This window comes from Cupriavidus sp. LA-1 (genome assembly GCF_055385985.1).
Genome location: NZ_AP031388.1, coordinates 746,116 through 761,729 on the forward strand (window position 1 = coordinate 746,116; position 15,614 = coordinate 761,729).

Consider the following 15,614-nt stretch of genomic DNA (forward strand, 5'->3'; position numbering starts at 1 on the left):
GTTCAGGACCGCCGCCGGGGCGCCGCCCGTTGCTGCGCCTCCGGCCCAAAGCGGCCTGTGTGATTGCAGTGTGGTCGGCGCAAGGCGTTGCAACATCGTCTGATTGGATTATGAGCAGGACATGGAGCGTCCCTATCATTGGCCACGGGCATCACGCCCGCTTTCACACAGAGGACCAGGACACCATGCAAGCCAAGCTGCTGCTTTACCCCGTCGCGGACATCGACACCGCGCTGCCGTTTTTCACGGAAGGACTCGGACTACCCGTCAGGTTTCGCGACGGTGACCGCTATTGCGCGCTCGACGCGGGCGCGCTGACGCTGGCGCTGGTGGCCGGCGAGGAACGCCTGGTGGACCAGCCCGCGCTGGCCTTCAGGGTGGATGAGGGTGGCGATATCGCCGCGGCGATTGCGCGGCTGGTGGATGCCGGTGCCGCCGTGACGGTGCCCGCGGCGCAGGGGCCGCATGAGACACGCGCGGTGCTGGAAACGCCAGAAGGCTTTGCGCTGGTGCTCAGCGCAAAGCCATGACTTGCGTGACTTGAATCAGCCCAGCGAGATCACGCTGCTCAGCAGCATGCGGACCAGCGTGGCCTGCCGGGTCACGCCGGTCTTGGAGAAGATGGCGCGCAGGTGCGCGCGCGCCGTGTTCTTGCTGATGCCGAGTTCATCGGCGGCTTCATCGAGCGTGAGGCCGTTGGCCAGCTGCAGCGCCAGCTGCGTCTCCGCCGGGGTCAGGTCGAACAGCTGGCGCACCACCTCGTGCGAGGCCTGCGAGCGCCGCTCCGGGTCGCGGATGAACACCACGCAGGCCGGGCGCTTGCGGTTGTCCTCGGACCACTCGCTGAGCGGGATGGTGCGGATCAGCACGCCCAGCCTGGCGCTGCCGGACGGGCGCGTGATCGACATCGCTTCCATCAGCGCCGGCGTGGTGCCGAGGTGGCCCATCATGGCCTGGCGCAGCAGGCGCTGGAACTTGCGGTTTTCCTGGCCGTATTCCACGTCCAGCCCGCCCTTGGCGATACGGATGCCATCCTTGGCGCCAAGGATTTCATCGGCGGCGGCATTGGTCTTGATGATGGTGCCGGACTCATCCAGGATCACCATGCCGACCAGCATGCGGTCGATGGCGCTGGCATACACGGTGCGCTCCGACTCGACCACGTCGATGCGCGAATGCAGGTCCACCGCGCGCTTCAGGTGCGGCAGCAAGGCCGTGCACAGCGCCTTGTCCGCGGCCGAGAAATCGCGTCCGTCATGCTCGCGGCAAACACGGAAGCGGCATTCCACGCCATCATCGGTACGCAGGTCCGCGCCAAGGATATAGCGGATGCCGATGTCCTTCAGGAACTGCTGGTAGAGCTCGCTCTGACACCAGACACCGGGCCCCAGGTGCTCATCGATGGTCACCACCCGGTCCGACGGCAGGCCGATGAACGGGTCGAGCGCGTAGTAGTAGTTGTTGTAGGAAGTCTCGCCCGGCAGGGTCGAGCCATGCTCCGACGCATTGATCATCAGCCCGGGCCGGTCCGTGGCCGGCGAGCGCAGGATCAGCGTGACATAGTTGGCGTTCAGCTGCCGGCGGATCTGTTCCAGCGCCTTGCCCCAGGGTACCTGCTCCATCGCGCCCTGGTAGATGTTGCCCAGCAACGTGCTGAACTCCGACAGCGACACCGTCGTCTGCGCGAACAGGTGTGCGGCCGCCTGGTTCTGGCTAACCTCCATCAGCATTTCCTCTGTCTCCATTGTGGCGTGCGCAGCGCTTCGGACATGCCAAAGCGGCTGGGCCTGCTACGGGCTCTATGGCCCTTTTTTGTGCCCCGATTATAGGGACGGCAAAGGGGTCGCGGCTGGCCCCCGCCTTCATGGTTTGCCCTAGGCAAGACCGGCTGCTCAAACTGGCCGGACTAGTCTCCTGCGGGACAGGCGAATCCTCACGCGCCGACGGCCCGAACACATACTCCAAACAGACTAAGGACAGACCCCTCCCGGCCGTTCAAGGGCAAACCCCTAGACGCCATGTGATGCCCCTGTCCTACCCAAACAGACGATGCCGTGCCGCCGCGCTGCCGCTACAAGTCAGCCATGCGCGGCGATCCCCGCCGCCTTCCTTTCACGGAGAACCAAGACCATGGCGGCAAACCCGCGGCAGCAGGCCGCAGTGATCACCGGAGCGGCCGGCGGCATCGGCCGCGCGCTCGCGCAGGCACTGGCAGCGCAAGGCTATGCCCTGGCGCTGGCCGATATCGACGCGGATGCGCTCGAGGCGGCACGCGCCGAGCTCGCCGCCGATGGAGTGCCGGTCGTCGCCGTACCCACCGACGTAAGCGACGCGCGGCAGATCGCGCACCTGTGCGAGCAAAGCTTCCTGCACCTTGGCCGCGTCGACCTGCTGGTCAACAACGCCGGCGTGCTGGCCACCGGCCGCTGCTGGGAGTTGCCGCCGGAGGTGTTCGACCACGTCATGCGCGTCAACCTGTGGAGCGTGCTGCACGCGCTGCGCTGCTTCGTGCCGCGCATGGCGGCGCAAGGCTCAGGCCATATCGTCAATGTGGCGTCGATGGCGGGCCTGGCCGTCGGGCCGTGGCTGGCGCCCTACACGCTGTCCAAGCAGGGCGTGGTAGCGCTGAGCGAAGGACTTGCGCTGGAACTGCAGGCGGCGGGCATGCCGATCAAGGTGTCAGTGGTCTGCCCCGGCCCGGTTGCCACCGGCATCGCGGCGGGCCTGGACGGCGCCGCGCCGCACGAGGTGAACCAGATGAACGGCGCGCTGCGCACCGGCATTGCCTCCGGCCTGACTCCGGACGAAGCCGCGCGCGTGATCCTGGACGGCGTCTCGGCCGGCCAGTTCTGGATCCTGCCGCACGAGCAGGCCGCGCACGCGGCACTGGCGCGCGCGCAAGGCATTGCCGCCGGCACGCCGCCGGCGTTCGCGCTCTGACACTGATTTCCCTACCGCAATCCAGGAGACCCCATGCCGCTCGATCCCCAGGCCCGCGCCGTGCTTGAAGCCATGGCCGCGATGCCCAGCCCCGATTTTTCCACCCTGCGCGCCGCCGACTACCGTGCCGCGCTGGCGGCCATGCCCGCGTTCGCGCCCGGCGACACCATCGCCGCGCAGCAAGACCTCACCATCGATGGCGCTGCAGGCCCGCTGAAGGCCCGCCTTTATCGGCCCGCCCCCGACGACAGCACGGCATTGCCGCTCGTGGTCTATTTCCACGGCGGCGGCTTTGTGCTCTGCGGCCTCGATTCGCACGACAATATCTGCCGCAGCCTGGCGCGCCGCAGCGGTGCGCTGGTGCTGTCCGTCGATTACCGGCTGGCGCCCGAGGCGCGCTTCCCGGCCGCCGCCGACGACGCCGTCGCCGCGGTGCGCTGGGCGGCCGCGCATGCGGCGCAACTGGGCGCCGACCCGGCCCGGCTGGCCGTGGCCGGCGACAGTGCCGGCGGCAACCTGGCCGCCGTGGCCTGCCAGCAACTGCGCGGCAGCGGCATCGCCCTGCGGCACCAGTTGCTGCTCTACCCATACCTGGACTGCAGCGACGCCGCGGCCGCCAGCGCCAGCTACCGCGCATGCGCGCAGGGCTATTTCCTGGGCGCCGCGGAACTCGACTGGTATCGCGCCCAGTACCTGCCCAGCCCCGCCGACGCCACCGATGTGCGCGCCAGCCCGCTGCACCAGCGCGACCTGCATGGCCTGCCGCCGGCCACCATCATCACCGCCGAATTCGATCCGCTGCGCGACCAGGGCGAGGCCTATGGCGAGGCCCTGCAGCGCGCGGGCGGCAGCGCCACCGTGCGCCGCTGGCCAGGCCAGTTCCACGGCTTTATCAGCATGCAAGGGATGATCGATGCCGCCAGCCAGGCGCTGGATGCGGCCGCCGCATCGCTGCGCCAGGCCTTCGGTGGTACCAGCCGGCAGGAGGCAGCATGAGCCCCGCCACCACCCTGCCGCCGATGGCCGACGTGCTTGCGGCGCTGGCCGCGGGCCAGCGCGTCGTAGTGATCGAGGACGAGACCGACGAGGCCACGGGCTGCGTGCTGGTTGCCGCCGAGCGCGCCAGCGAGGCCGATGTCAACTTCATGGCGGCCGAGGCGCGCGGCCTGGTCTGCATGGCGATCACCGAGGCGCGCCGCGCGCTGCTGCAGCTGCCGCCAATGGCCGCGAACCACCGCCAGCGCGAGCGCTACACGGTGTCGATCGAGGCGGCCACCGGCGTCAGCACCGGCATCTCCGCCGCCGACCGCGCGCTCACGCTGCGCGTGGCGGCAGCGGCACGCGCGCAGCCGCAAGACCTGGTCCAGCCCGGCCACATCTTCCCGGTGGTGGCACAGCCCGATGGCGTGCTGCGCCGCGCGGGCTTTGCCGAGGCCTGCTCCGACCTGCCGGCGCTGGCCGGGCGCGTCGCGGCCGGCGCCCATGCGATGCTGCTCGATGACGACGGCGACCTGCTGCGCGGCCCCGCGCTGCTCGCCTTCGCGCGGCACCACGGCCTGCCGGCGGTTTCGATCAGCGCGCTGATCCATCACCGCCTGCTGACCGAAGGCACGCTACGCCGCACGCACTCGACCGAACTGGCCACGCCCTTCGGCTGCTTCACCGTGCACGCCTACCACGACGCGCCGGTCGACGCCCTCCACCTGGCGCTGGTGCTGGGCCAGCCCGACCCGCAGCGGCCGGTGCTGACACGGGTGCAGGCGGTGGAAATGCAGCGCGACGTGCTGGGCTTCGGCACGCCGGCCCTGCCCGCCTGGAACCTGGAGCGCTCGCTCGCGCGCATCGGCGCCGAAGGCTGCGGGGTGCTGGTGCTGCTGGATGAGCGCGAGTCGCCGCAGCAGCGGCTGGACCGGCTGGCAGCGCCGGCCGCCGCCACGCCGGCGCCGGCCTTCGCGCAACGCGCGCTGGGGGTGGGGGCGCAGATCCTGCGCGATGTGGGGGCGCACAAGCTGCGCCTGCTCAGCCACCCGGTGCCGTATCGCGCCGTCACCGGCTTCGACCTGGAGGTCACCGAGTTCGTGCCGCCTTGCTGACCGGTCAGGAACGGGGACCGAAGCAGTCGGCGAAGCTGCGCGTAAAGCGCTCCACATCGGCGTCTGACAGGTGGTTGATACCGCCTGCCAGGCGCCGGCCGCCGCCGGTCTCGAAGCCGCGGCAAAAGTCGGCCGCACCGGTGGCGCTGTCGGCGGGCACGCGTACGCTGACGGCAAAACCGCCGCCCGACTTCGGCGACAGCAGGCCGATGGCGTCGCCGGGCCGCCCGCGCACCAGTTCATTGGCCAGCACGCCGATCGCGCGCCGCGCCCACGGGGCGTCAGGCAGCACCAGCAGCGCGGCGCCGGGCACTTCGTGCGCGGGCGCCAGGCAGCGCGCGCGCGCCATGTCGTCCGCATAGCCGTCGCACAGCACCGCATAGGCCCCGCATTGCGCCGCGAAGGCCAGCGGGTCGGCAAACGGCAGCATGTGCCGCGCCAGCTCGGCGGGATCGAAATGCAGGTCCGCCACGCACTCGCCATAGGCGTTGTAGTTCAGGCACGTGCCCAGCTGTTCCAGCACCGCGGTATCGCGCTCGCCCAGCCCCGCCTGCGCGCAAAGCGCACGCGCCACGCCACCCAGGTTGTCGCCGAACGCGGCGGTGATTGCCCAGCGCCGGTGGCAGCCGTCCAGGTAACGGTCGACCAGGATGCTGGTGCAGACCTCGGGCCCTTCGTCGATATGCGCACGCAGGCCGGCATGCCCGGGGAGTTCGCCGGCATGGTGGTGGTCGAAGTAGTCCACCCGCGCACCGGCGCCGAGCAGCCGCAACAGGCCGTCGCGGTTCTGCTCGAGCGAGATGTCCAGCGCGGTCACGGTGTCGCCGGGCCCGGCGTCGATGCGCTCGAGCAGGCGGATATCGCGCTTGACGCCGGTGACCAGCGTGGCGTCGCCGGGATGCGCCAGGCGCAGTTGCTGCAGGGCGCACAGGCCGTCGGCGTCGCCGTTGAAGGCAAAGTAGCGTGTCATGGCAGGCTTGCGGTGCTTACGGTGGTCTTGACTCAGGGCATGAAATCGCCGCCGTTGGCGTCGAGCGAGGCGCCGGTGATGGCCCTGGCATAGTCTGACACGAGAAACAGCGCTGCGCGCGCGCAGTCGTCGTCGGTCGGCATGCGGCCCAGCGCAATCTGGGCGGCCACCGGCGCGATCACCGCGTCCTCGCTCACCCCATGTTCGGCCGCGGCGTGGCGCACATAGCCCTGCACCGGCTCGCCCCACATCCAGCCCATGAAGATGCTGTTGGCGCGGATGCCATGCGGGCCCAGTTCGCGCGCCAGGTACTTGACCGCCACCGCCAGCGCGCCCTTGGACGCCGCGTAGCCCGATTCGCCGGGCATCGGCTTGCGCGTGGCCTGGGTGTTGATCATGACGATGGCGCCGCCGCCCTGCGGCTTCATCAGCGCCGCCACTTCCTGCGTCAGCGTCATGGTGCCGAAGACATTGGTGTCGAACACCTGGCGCCAGACCTCCAGGTCGGCCGCTTCCACCGGTTCGGGGAAATTGCCGTGCTGGAAGGCGCTGTTGACCAGCGCGTCGATGCGGCCGAAGCGGCGCATGGTCTCGCTGGCCAGGTGCCGGGACTGGGCCCGGTCGGTGATGTCGGTCACCACCTTGAGCACCTCGCAGTCGGCACCCAGTGCGTCGATGCGGGCCTGGGCGTCGTCCAGCTTGGCCCCAGTGCGCGCGGCAATGGCGACGGCACGTGCGCCTTCGCGCGCGGCCTCCACGGCGAGCTTGACGCCCAGCCCGGGCCCGATACCGGATACGATGACGATCTTGTCCTTCAACAGCATGGTGTGGTCTCCTCGTTGCGCGGTGCGCTGTCTTAGTTGCGATGCAGGATGTGCCGCGCGCGGTAGCCGGCGAAATCGCGTTCCAGCTGTGCCTGGCTCAGGCCGAACCGCTCCAGGGTATAGGCGTGCGCCGCGCGCTGGTTGCGCGGGTTGCCCTCCATCCATGCCCACATGCCGGCACGGGCGGATTCGGTCAGCGGCATGCCGGCAAAGCGGTAGACCGCCTGCGCCACGCCGAAGGGATCCCTCACCGTATCTTCGAAGCGCACATCGAGGAAACGATCGGCAGGCAGGCCGTCGCGCACCGCCATGGCATGTGCGGTGGCGCGCTGCATCTGGCCGCTCCATTGCCGCCCCACCGTCGCGGCATCAGGCGCATCGGCGTACAGCTTCCACAGCGTATGCGCCATGCTGGCCATGGACGGAATGGTCTGGGCGGGGTCGCGATGGGTCAGCACGACCTGCGCACCGGGGAAGACCCGGAACAGGATTTCCAGCGTATGCAGGTGCTGCGGCGTCTTCAGCACCCACCGCTGCGCCGGTGCCTCGCCGCGCTGCCGCTTCTGCCACTGCAGGAACTGCAGCATGGTCTTCAGGTAGGCATAGACCTGCGTGCGGTCCTGACGCGCCAGCCAGTCGGTATAGGACGGCACATTGGCATAGGAATCCATCGCGCACAGGAACGAGTGCTCCATCAGCATGAATTCCTCGTCCGCCGCCATGGCGTCGAGCGGATGGATGGCGAGGATGTCCGGGATAAAGCGGATCATCTGTGCGACTTCCTCGCGCGCCAGTGCGATGCGCCGGCCGGGGTCGCGCACGTCCTCGCCGGGCAGCGGCGCCGGGTAGCGCGTTTCCCACCACGCCGCCGAGTGAAACCTCGCGTCCGTGGCCAGCATGCGCTGCAGCAGCGTGGTGCCGGTGCGCGGCAGGCCGACGATCACCAGCGGGTCGTCGACGCGCTCTTGCAGGATCTCGGGATGGCGCCGGCAGTAGTCCTGGATCACCAGCCGGTTCACCAGTTGCGCCTGCAGCTTGCCATGCAGCATCTGTGCGCCCTGCGGCGACAGCCCGGCTTCGCGTGCGAGCGAGTCGGACAGCACTTCCAGTGCCTCGCGGTAGTCGCCCGGGCCGAAATCGGCCAGTCCGCCGGCCTGTTCGCTGGCCTGAGCCAGCAGTCGTTCCACGTCAAGCACTGCGGTGTTGTCGGATGCGACGGTGTTCATGCGTTGTTCTCCCTGATCTCTTTCCTGAGCGATTCAAGCTTGACCACGCGCGTGCGCGGATGCACCGGCTGCGCCGCCCCTACCCAACGCCAGCACATGGTGCCGATGCGGTGGCCGGCGGTCTCCAGCCAGTTGGGCAGGCCCGGATCGCGCGCGCTGAGGATGACGGTGACGCCGCCGTTGGCATCCAGCCGGGCGCCGTGCTTGTTCAGGCAGATGTCGTGGTAGCGGTAGTCGAGCGATTCCATCCAGTAGTTGTTGATCTGGAAGTTCCAGAACTCGCACTGCGGCACCTGATCCACCTCAACGACCAGCGCTTCGTCGTCCGCCAGCGCCCAGCACGAGTGGTAGTAGTAGATATTGGGGTCGCCGCCGGCCGCCTGGCAGACGGCCTGGTCGGCGGGCGGCAATGCATTGACATGGCCGCCATAGCCCCGGGCCCAGTCGGCAAAGATGCGCGCGGTGCTCTCGACGAAGCCCGCGGCACGCAGCAGCCCGCCATGCAGGCGTTCGGCGTCCAGCGCGGGCGGCTTGTCGCCGCCGTTGAGGCGCTCGATGTGCAGTTCGGCCGGGGTCTCCGCCTTGCGGTCCATAAAGGTCTGCCGCACCACCAGCGCGTTGGTGCCCGGCTCCATGCGCACCCAGTTGCCTTCATGCCGGCGCGCGCTGAGGACGATTTCGAAACTGCCATCCGCTTGCACTGCCAGCCCGTTGCTGTCGAGAAAGCCGGTCTGGACCATGCGCCCGTCGGTTTCATAGCCGCCCTTCTGCGTGCCGAAGCTCAGGTAGGCCACGGTGCCGCGCCGGCCGCGGATGCGGTACTCGGCACTGCCGTCGAGACGTGCATAGCGATACAGGTTGTCCGGATTGTCCGCGCCGATCTTCGCGGTTTCGTGCGACGGCGAGAAAAAGCCGGGAAACGCCGGATCGGCAAATTCCACATGCATCTCCAGCGCAATGCGCAGCAAGCGGCTCAGGTAGCGGAAGCCCTCGGCGCGCGTGAGCGCGTCCGACGGGGCCTCCGGGCGCAGGATTTGCTGTCCGCTGCGCTTGAGCACCTCGCAAAACTCGGCCCAGGTCTGGCCGCCCAGCAATTGTTCTTCGGCGGAGTTCGCCATCTGCCTGCTCCCGTGGTTCGTCGGCGAAGCAACGATACCCAGCGCGGGGCAACCGCCTCCTCGTCCAGGCGGACTAGGAAATGCGCGCCGCGGCCCGCGATTTCTTAGTCCGCCCGGACGAAGTGGTGCAGGGCCCCGGCTCGCTACCTTGTAGCCATGCCAGACCGCCGCGACATCCCTGCACGGCGCCGGCAAACCAAGAGAGGAGATCCCGATGTTGACCCACCTGGAGCAACTGGAGGCGGAGAGCATCCACATCATGCGGGAGGTGGTGGCGGAATGCGAAAACCCCGTCATGCTCTATTCCATCGGCAAGGACAGCGCCGTGATGCTGCACCTTGCCATGAAGGCCTTCCATCCCGCGCGGCCGCCGTTTCCGCTGCTGCACGTCGATACCACCTGGAAGTTCCGCGAGATGATCGCGTTCCGCGACCAGACCGTCGCGCGGCTCGGGCTGGACCTGCGCGTGCATATCAACCCCGAAGGGCTGGCGCGCAACATCAGCCCGCACGAGCACGGCTCCGCCGTCCATACCGACGTGTGGAAGACCCAGGGCCTGAAGCAGGCGCTGGACCACTATGGCTTTGACGCCGCCTTTGGCGGCGCGCGCCGCGACGAGGAAAAGTCGCGCGCCAAGGAGCGTGTGTTCTCGGTACGCACCGCGCAGCACCGCTGGGACCCGAAAATGCAGCGCCCCGAACTCTGGCGCCAGTACAACACCCGCAAGCGCAAGGGCGAAAGCCTGCGCGTGTTCCCGCTGTCCAACTGGACCGAGCTGGACATCTGGCAATACATCTACCTCAACAACATCCCCATCGTGCCGCTCTACTACGCCAGGGAGCGCCCGGTGGTCGAGCGCGACGGCACGCTGATCATGGTCGACGACGAGCGCCTGCCGCTGCGCCCCGGAGAAACGCCGCAACTACGCAAGGTGCGTTTCCGTACCCTGGGATGCTATCCGCTCACCGGCGCGATCGAGAGCGAGGCCGACACCCTCGGCGGCATCATCCAGGAAATGCTGCTGGCGACCACGTCTGAGCGCCAGGGACGGCTGATCGACAGCGACTCGGCCGGTTCGATGGAAAAGAAAAAGCAGGAGGGATACTTCTGATGGAAACCCTGATCGAAAACGCGCCTGCCATGGCGCAATCCGCTGGCGCGCCAGGCGAGATCGCCCACTATCTGCGCGCCCAGCAAAGCAAGAGCCTGCTGCGCTTCATCACCTGCGGCAGCGTCGACGACGGCAAGAGCACGCTGATCGGGCGGCTGCTTTACGAATCCAAGATGCTGTTCGAAGACCAGCTCGCCCAGCTCGAGGCCGACTCGAAGAAGATGGGCACGCAGGGCGAGGGCCTCGACTTTGCCCTGCTCGTTGATGGCCTGGCCGCCGAGCGCGAACAGGGCATCACCATCGACGTGGCGTACCGCTTCTTCGCCACCGACAAGCGCAAGTTCATCGTGGCCGACACGCCGGGCCATGAACAATACACGCGCAACATGGTCACCGGCGCCTCCACCGCCGACCTGGCCATCCTGCTGGTGGATGCGCGCCGCGGCGTGCAGACCCAGACGCGCCGCCACAGCTACCTGGTGGCGACGCTTGGCATCCGCCGCGTGGTGCTGGCCGTCAACAAGCTGGACATGGTCGGCTACTCGCGCGAGGTCCATACGCGCATCGAGACCGAGTACCGCGAGTTTGCGCGGCAGATCGGCCTGACCGATATCACCTGCATCCCGATGTCGGCGCTGCGCGGCGACAACATCACCGAGCCCAGCGCGAATACGCCGTGGTACCACGGCCCGACGCTGATGGCCCACCTGGAGAACGTGCCAATCGACAACACGCCCGTGCAAGGCGAACCGTTCCGGCTGCCGGTGCAGTGGGTCAACCGGCCCAACCTGGACTTCCGCGGCTTTGCCGGCACCGTCAGTGCCGGTGAAATCCGCCGCGGCGACCGCGTGCGCGCGCTGCCTTCGGGCCGCGAGAGCCGCGTCGCCGGCATCGTCGGCGCCAACGGCGAATGCGCGCACGCCATCCGCGGCCAGGCGGTGACACTGACGCTGGAGGACGAGATCGATATCAGCCGCGGCGACGTGCTGGCGTGCCCGGAAGACCCGCCGGCGGTAGCCGACCAGTTCGAGGCCACGCTGGTATGGATGAACGAGGACGCCATGCTGCCCGGGCGCCCCTACCTGCTCAAGCTCGGCACGCGCACCGTGGGCGTGACCATGGCGCAGCCCAAGTACAAGGTCAACGTCAACACCCTCGAACACCTGGCGGCGCGCACGCTGGAGCTGAACGAGATCGGCGTGTGCAACCTGCACCTGGACCAGCCGGTGGCCTTCGATCCCTACGCGCGCAACCGCGAGCTGGGCGGCTTCGTCATCATCGACCGCCTCAGCAACAACACCGTCGGCGCCGGCATGCTGCACTTTGCGCTGCGCCGGGCGCAAAACGTGCACTGGCAGGCCATCGACGTGGACCGCCACGCCCATGCCGCGCTCAAGCACCAGTCGCCGCGCATCGTCTGGTTTACCGGGCTCTCCGGCGCGGGCAAGTCCACCATCGCCAACCTGGTGGAAAAGCGCCTGCACGCGCTGGGCCATCACACCTACCTGCTCGACGGCGACAACGTGCGCCACGGCCTGAACAAGGACCTGGGCTTCGCCGAGGCCGACCGCGTCGAGAACATCCGGCGCGTGGCCGAAGTGGCAAGGCTGATGCTCGATGCGGGGCTGATCGTGCTGGTGTCGTTTATCTCGCCCTTCCGCTCGGAACGCGAGATGGCCCGCGCGCTGACCGGCGACGGCGATTTCGTCGAAGTCTTCATCGACACGCCGCTGGCCGTGGCCGAGCAACGTGACCCCAAGGGCCTGTACCGCAAGGCGCGCCGCGGCGAGCTGAAGAACTTCACCGGCATCGATTCGCCGTACGAGCCACCCGAGCGGCCTGAGATCCGCATCGACACCACCGCCGACGCCGCGGAGCAGGCGGCAGAGCGGATCGTGGCGTGGCTACGGGACAGACCCTAGGCCAAACGGACGATGAGGCGGCAGCGCCGGTCAGTACGATGGGAAAGGCGGGATGCCCGCCTTTCCTGTTTCCCTGCATCGACGGACCGCCATCATGCTGCCAGACCCCCTGCCGGCCGCCGAGCTGAGCGCCCTGCTCGCCCAGCTGTACCAGGGCCCGACCGAACCCGTGCCCTGGGCCAGCTTCCTCGAAAGCGTGCGCCAGCGCCTGCGCGCCGCCTTCGCCACCCTGGTGCTGCGCCACCCGGCCACCGACCGGCCAGGCCTGATCGTCAATGCCTCCGACTACGGCCCGCACCTGCCCGGCGAGCCGTCGTACAGCGAGCAGTACTACGCGCTGTGCCCCTTCCTGGACCTGCATCCGGACCGGCTCTTCAGCGCCGACGAACTGTTCGGCGAAGCCGGCTGGCTGGCACACCCCTTCTACACGCAATACCTGGCGCCGCTGGGCCTGCGCTATATCCTGGCGGCCAACCTGGTCACGCCAGACGGCGTGGAATGTGCACTGTTCATCAGCCGCGCCCACGCGGGACAGGACTTCGGCGACGCCGACAAGGCACTGCTGCATGGCCTGCTGCCACACCTGAAGCGCGCGGTCGACCTGCATGCCGCGCTCGACGTGCTTGCCTCTGAACGGTCCCTTTACGCGGATGCCGTGGACCGGCTGCAAGTCGGCACCGTGATCCTGGACGAGCACGGCAAGACCATCAGGACCAACGACGTGGCCGGCCGCCTGCTGCAGTCGCGCGACGGCCTCTACCTGGCAGACGGCGCGCTGCACGCGCACTGTCCGATGGAGAACCGCAGGTTCCGCAAGATCCTGGAAAGCGCCGCGCAGGCCCACGCCCTGGCCGCGCCGCACAGCGAAGTCACCACGCTGAGCCGGCCCGCCGCGCCCACGCCGCTGAGCGTGCTGGTGCGGCCCATCCCGCTCAGCTACCGCACCGAAGACAAGGCGCGCCGGCCCGCCGTGGCGGTCTTTATCCGCGATCCGGCGGGCTCGCCGCGCAACACGCACGCCAACTTGCGCAAGCTGTTCCAGCTGACGCCGACCGAGATCGAACTGGCCCTGCTGATGGTCGACGGGCTGACGCTGGATGAAGCCGCGGCGCGCCTTGGCGTCAAGAAGAATACGGCACGCGCCCACCTGCGCGGGATCTTTGCCAAGACCGGCGCGACGCGGCAGGCGGTGCTGGTGAAGATGCTGCTGTCCAGCGTGGTGGGGATGGGCTGAGCCCCGGCCCGTCACCTACTCCAAACGGACGAGTCCGGCCAGACGAGGCCCCCGCTGCCGTGTTAGTGCAAATTGAAGCCACGCTGCGGGCGTGGTGAGCAACAGCAGCGTGCATGACAACCATTCAGGAGACAGACGTGCAAGCCCGACCACTTAAAATCCTGCAGCATGCCGGCGTGCTGGCAGCCGGCATGCTGGCCGTGACCATGGCCACGGCCAAGATCGGCCCGGAAGACATCAAGCAACTCGACAGTACGCTCACGCCGCTGGGCGCCGAGCGCGCGGCGAACAAGGACGGTACCATTCCGGCATGGAGCGGCAAGTGGCTCGGCGCGCCGGCGGGCGTCTCCTACAAGGCGGGCGAGCGCTACCCCGACCCGTACGCCGACGAGAAGCCGCTCTTTGTCATCACCGCGCAGAACATGGCGCAGTATGAGAAGCACCTGACCGAAGGCCTGAAGGCACTGTTCCGCAAGTACCCGGACACCTTCAAGATGCCGGTCTACCCGACCCATCGCGACTTCCGCTACGACGACGCCACCTACAAGGCCATCCGCACCTACGCCCCGCAGATCGAGATGCTGGGCGAAGGCAACGGTCTCAAGAACAGCCCGCCCACGCTGCCTTACCCGGTTCCCAAGACCGGCCTGGAGCTGCTGTGGAACCTGCGTTTCTCGTCGGCGATCGAGAGCGAGCGCGCAGTCTATGACCAGGCCGTGGTCTATGCCGACGGCAAGATCGCGTGGGGCAAGGTCAAGTACGAGATCTGGTCGCCCAAGGACAACCAGAATTTCGATGTCAAGGCAGCGCTCAATTCCCGCACGTTCTTCCGGATGTACACGGAGCTGCCGCTGCGCGACCGCGGCTCGATCATCACCGGGTTCTCGCTGTACGACAGCGGCGAGCCCGATACCAACCGGACCTGGTCCTACAACCCCGGCACGCGCCGCGTGCGCCAGGCGCCGGAGTACGGCTACGACCAGCCGTTCGGCCCGGGCGGCTTCCGCACCGTGGACGATGATCACTTCTTCAACGGTTCGCCCGAGCGCTACGACTGGAAGATCGCCGGCAAGCGCGAACTGTACGTGCCCTACAACGACTATCACATCAGTTCGCCGTCGATCAAGTACAAGGACATGCTGACCAAGGGCCATGCCGATCCGTCCCAGATGCGCTACGAGCTGCATCGCGTCTGGGTGCTGGAAGCCACGCTCAAGCAAGGGTTCCGCCACCAGTACGCCAAGCGCGTGATCTTTATCGACGAGGATTCCTGGTACGGCGTGCTGGCCGACAACTACGACAGCCGCGGCCAGCTGTGGCGCACCAACATCCAGGCCAATGTCTATGCCTACGATGCGCGCCGCTTCTACCCGACGGTGGTGTTCTTCCATGACCTGAACTCCGGCGCCTACCTGGCCGACCGGCTGACCAACGAGGGCCAGCCGCCGCGGCTGAACAGCGATCCCAAGTTCGTGGAAGCGTACTTCGCGCCTGACGCGCTGCGCGGCGCGGGGAACTAAGGCGCCGCGATCGCTGCAAGGCATGGGCCATGGCAAATCACCGCCATGGCCCATTTCCATTGGAGTACCTACCCCGGGGCCATTGCATGAACCTTGAAATCCTTCTGGCGGTCCGCGAGATCCAGTCGGCGCACAGCCGCTATGCGCGCGCGCTCGACGAGCGCAACTGGGACCAGCTCGACACCATCTTCGCAGCGGGTGTGCAGGCCGACTACGGTGGCGGCGAGTTCCGCACGGACGGCCGCGCCGCCCTGGTGGCGATGATCCGGTCCCACCTGGATGGCTGCGGCCCGACCCAGCACCTGCTTGGCACCCCCGACGTCGAAGTGCGGGGCAACCAGGCAAGCAGCCGCATCTACGTGAGGGCTGCGCACCGCGGCGTCGGCGCGAGATCGGACCTGACCTACGAAGCACTCGGCGAGTACCGGGCCCAGTGGCGCCGTACCACGGTTGGCTGGCGCGCAGAGCGCTGGGACCTGCGCGTGAGCCTGGAGCTGGGCACTCGCGAAGTCCTGGGGTTCCAGCAAGCCTGACAGCGCGCCCTCGGGGCGAGCATCAATTTTCCTCACCTCGACAGCACCGCCTTCGTCCACCCGGACTCGTCCGATCGGGGTATGCGTCCCCCGGTCCGCGGCCCTAGTGTGTCCTTTCCCAAT

14 protein-coding genes are annotated in these 15,614 nt (G+C 68.2%); 9 read left to right on the forward strand and 5 right to left on the reverse strand.

What is annotated here, in order from left to right; genetic code table 11:
* Nucleotides 1–185: 185 nt before the first annotated feature.
* Nucleotides 186–530 (forward strand): VOC family protein, encoded by a 345-nt coding sequence (locus ACZ5MJ_RS22490; RefSeq protein ID WP_464225858.1) that lies wholly within the window; start codon nt 186–188, stop codon nt 528–530.
* Between the two features lie 15 nt (nt 531–545).
* On the opposite strand, the gene ACZ5MJ_RS22495 is transcribed toward ACZ5MJ_RS22490, so the two are convergent.
* Nucleotides 546–1,730 (reverse strand): helix-turn-helix transcriptional regulator, encoded by a 1,185-nt coding sequence (locus tag ACZ5MJ_RS22495; protein WP_464225859.1) that lies wholly within the window; start codon nt 1,728–1,730, stop codon nt 546–548.
* 400 nt (nt 1,731–2,130) lie between these two features.
* Here ACZ5MJ_RS22495 and ACZ5MJ_RS22500 point away from each other — a divergent pair, with 400 nt between their 5' ends.
* From ACZ5MJ_RS22500 to ACZ5MJ_RS22510, 3 genes are read left to right on the forward strand one after another with little or no spacing between them, the layout of a single operon-like run.
* Complete coding sequence (locus ACZ5MJ_RS22500) at nt 2,131–2,940, forward strand: SDR family NAD(P)-dependent oxidoreductase (RefSeq protein WP_464225860.1); 810 nt, start codon at nt 2,131–2,133, stop codon at nt 2,938–2,940.
* Nucleotides 2,941–2,973: 33 nt separating this feature from the next.
* Entirely contained in the window at nt 2,974–3,936 is a 963-nt protein-coding gene (locus ACZ5MJ_RS22505) for an alpha/beta hydrolase (protein WP_464225861.1), read from the forward strand.
* A complete protein-coding gene (locus ACZ5MJ_RS22510; RefSeq protein WP_464225862.1) occupies nt 3,933–5,033 on the forward strand; it encodes a 3,4-dihydroxy-2-butanone-4-phosphate synthase in 1,101 nt (366 codons plus the stop codon). The genes ACZ5MJ_RS22505 and ACZ5MJ_RS22510 overlap by 4 nt, the downstream gene beginning before the upstream one ends.
* 4 nt (nt 5,034–5,037) lie before the next feature.
* On the opposite strand, the gene ACZ5MJ_RS22515 is transcribed toward ACZ5MJ_RS22510, so the two are convergent.
* From ACZ5MJ_RS22515 to ACZ5MJ_RS22530, 4 genes are read right to left on the reverse strand one after another with little or no spacing between them, the layout of a single operon-like run.
* Nucleotides 5,038–6,003, reverse strand: coding sequence for an acetyltransferase (locus ACZ5MJ_RS22515; RefSeq protein WP_464225864.1), 966 nt, complete (start codon nt 6,001–6,003; stop codon nt 5,038–5,040).
* A gap of 32 nt (nt 6,004–6,035) precedes the next feature.
* The gene (locus ACZ5MJ_RS22520) at nt 6,036–6,827 is read right to left on the reverse strand and encodes an SDR family oxidoreductase (protein ID WP_464225865.1); all 792 of its coding nucleotides are present in this window, start codon (nt 6,825–6,827) and stop codon (nt 6,036–6,038) included.
* A 32-nt stretch (nt 6,828–6,859) separates the two neighbouring features.
* The gene (locus ACZ5MJ_RS22525) at nt 6,860–8,053 is read right to left on the reverse strand and encodes a sulfotransferase family protein (RefSeq protein ID WP_464225866.1); all 1,194 of its coding nucleotides are present in this window, start codon (nt 8,051–8,053) and stop codon (nt 6,860–6,862) included.
* Nucleotides 8,050–9,171, reverse strand: a complete 1,122-nt coding sequence (locus ACZ5MJ_RS22530) for a DUF1214 domain-containing protein (protein ID WP_464225867.1) — start codon at nt 9,169–9,171, stop codon at nt 8,050–8,052. The genes ACZ5MJ_RS22525 and ACZ5MJ_RS22530 overlap by 4 nt, the downstream gene beginning before the upstream one ends.
* A 214-nt stretch (nt 9,172–9,385) precedes the next feature.
* On the opposite strand from ACZ5MJ_RS22530, the gene cysD reads away from it, so the two are divergent.
* From cysD to ACZ5MJ_RS22555, 5 genes are all read left to right on the forward strand, one after another.
* A complete protein-coding gene (cysD, locus tag ACZ5MJ_RS22535) occupies nt 9,386–10,282 on the forward strand; it encodes a sulfate adenylyltransferase subunit CysD (protein WP_464225868.1) in 897 nt (298 codons plus the stop codon).
* On the forward strand, nt 10,282–12,204 hold the full coding sequence (gene cysN / locus ACZ5MJ_RS22540; RefSeq protein WP_464225870.1) for a sulfate adenylyltransferase subunit CysN: 1,923 nt from the start codon (nt 10,282–10,284) through the stop codon (nt 12,202–12,204). Before cysD ends, cysN begins: the two co-directional genes overlap by 1 nt.
* Before the next feature lie 94 nt (nt 12,205–12,298).
* Entirely contained in the window at nt 12,299–13,438 is a 1,140-nt protein-coding gene (locus tag ACZ5MJ_RS22545; RefSeq protein WP_464225871.1) for a helix-turn-helix transcriptional regulator, read from the forward strand.
* Nucleotides 13,439–13,551: 113 nt separating this feature from the next.
* Nucleotides 13,552–14,958: a DUF1329 domain-containing protein gene (locus ACZ5MJ_RS22550; protein WP_464225872.1), complete on the forward strand. Its 1,407-nt coding sequence runs from the start codon at nt 13,552–13,554 to the stop codon at nt 14,956–14,958.
* A gap of 86 nt (nt 14,959–15,044) precedes the next feature.
* A complete protein-coding gene (locus ACZ5MJ_RS22555) occupies nt 15,045–15,491 on the forward strand; it encodes a nuclear transport factor 2 family protein (RefSeq protein ID WP_464225873.1) in 447 nt (148 codons plus the stop codon).
* Nucleotides 15,492–15,614: the final 123 nt, after the last annotated feature.